The organism is Nonomuraea aridisoli (assembly GCF_003236395.1).
GTDB classification, from domain to species: Bacteria; Actinomycetota; Actinomycetes; order Streptosporangiales; family Streptosporangiaceae; genus Nonomuraea; species Nonomuraea aridisoli.
On the sequence record NZ_POUD01000554.1, the window covers coordinates 1 to 1,487 of the forward strand.

Genomic DNA, 1,487 nt, shown 5'->3' on the forward strand with positions numbered 1-1,487 from the left:
GGACGGGTTGGGGTGGTTCGTCATGTGCGATCCGATCAGGTGAGCTGCTGGCGGACGTAGGCAGCCCATTGCCGCTCGAAGTCCGCTCTGTCGACGCCGAGTACGTCGTAGAAGGCGGGTTCGGCCTGGTCGTCGTCGTCCTGTTGGAGGGCCGCGGTCACGGCTTGGACGAGGCGGCGGTCACCGTAGCGGTCGGCGGTGAAACGCATGATCAGTTCGCCCATGAAGTAGTGGGCGTCGCCGAGGTCGCCGGTGGCCCAGATGTCGTTGTTCGGCAGTTCGCCGGTGAAGGGCCGGGAGAGCTGCCCGGCGAGGTAGGCGCGGCCGTGGTCGTATCTGAGGCTGCTCCTGACGGGCAGGTGCTTGTTGGCCAGGTACTCGGCGAAGCCTTCGTCGATCCAGTGGGGGCGGCCGCCGAAGAAGGACAGGCCGCTGCTGCGGTCCAGGGCGGAGACGAGGGAATGGGCCAGCTCGTGCCGGGTCAGCGTGCCGATCTTGTCGTCGGAGGAGAAGAAGGTGGAGGCGGTGTCGAGTACGACCCGCGTCGAGCCGACGATCACGTCGTCGGCGCCGGTCGCGGCGTTCGGCATGCCGATGGACACGCCGGCCTCCGTGGCCTCGGCCGTGCGGAAGAGCTTGCCGAGCTGCTCCTTGCCGGAGACGAGGGCGACCAGGTAGCCCTGTGGGACGAGGTCCTGGCGATCACCGTACTGCTTCCAGTAGGCGCTGTGGTGTGCGGTGGCCTGCTCGACGATCGGCGCGACGCGGCGGGCGAGCGCGGCGTGTTCGGGTCGGGCGAGCACGATCCCGGAGCCTGCCTTGACGACCGTGATGTCCGGCCAGATGTCCCATGGGCCCGGGTAGTACACGGTCTTGGAGGACGACCTCGCGATCGGGGGCGGGGCGCCACCGACGGCGGTGACCCGGAGCGGGGCGTCGGCCGACTTCTTCTCCAGCGTCCACCGGTACCACTCCGACACCGGTCGCAGGTCGATGTCGGCGAAGCGGTGGATGAACGAGACGTCCTGGGTGAAGGTGACGCCGCGTCCGAAGCTGTCCTCGGAGCGTCCCGAGCGTCGCAAGATCCGGTAGCCGGCTTCGCTCAGTGGGACCTTGCGCAGGTTCTCGAAGACGCGTCGCTGCTGCTGGAGCAGTTGCTTGTCCGCCGGGTCGAAGATCGACAGGAAGCGTTCCGCGTCGCCGCGGGCCAGGCCCTCGCTGTGGCGGGTGAGCAGGTCGTCGATCTCCGCGTCCGTGACCACGACGCTCTCTGGCGCGAGGCTGTGGGAGATGGTGGCGCCAGGCTCGGGGGTGGCGGTGTTCGTGCTGTCGCGGAGGAGGAGGCCGACTCCCGCGCCGGTGGCCACGGTGACGACGAGTGCGACCACGCCCGCGGTGACCCACAGGCCGGTGCGACGTTTCCGCGGGCCGGGGTTGCCCGGACGCGGGCCCGGGGGCGGCCCGGCGACAGGTGGGCCGGGTGGGCC

At 70.0% G+C, this 1,487-nt stretch carries 1 pseudogene; it reads right to left on the bottom strand.

Annotation, left to right across the window (positions count from 1 at the left end):
* Positions 1-35: 35 nt before the first annotated feature.
* Positions 36-1,487, bottom strand: a pseudogene (locus C1J01_RS50860) (hypothetical protein); the annotation flags it as partial.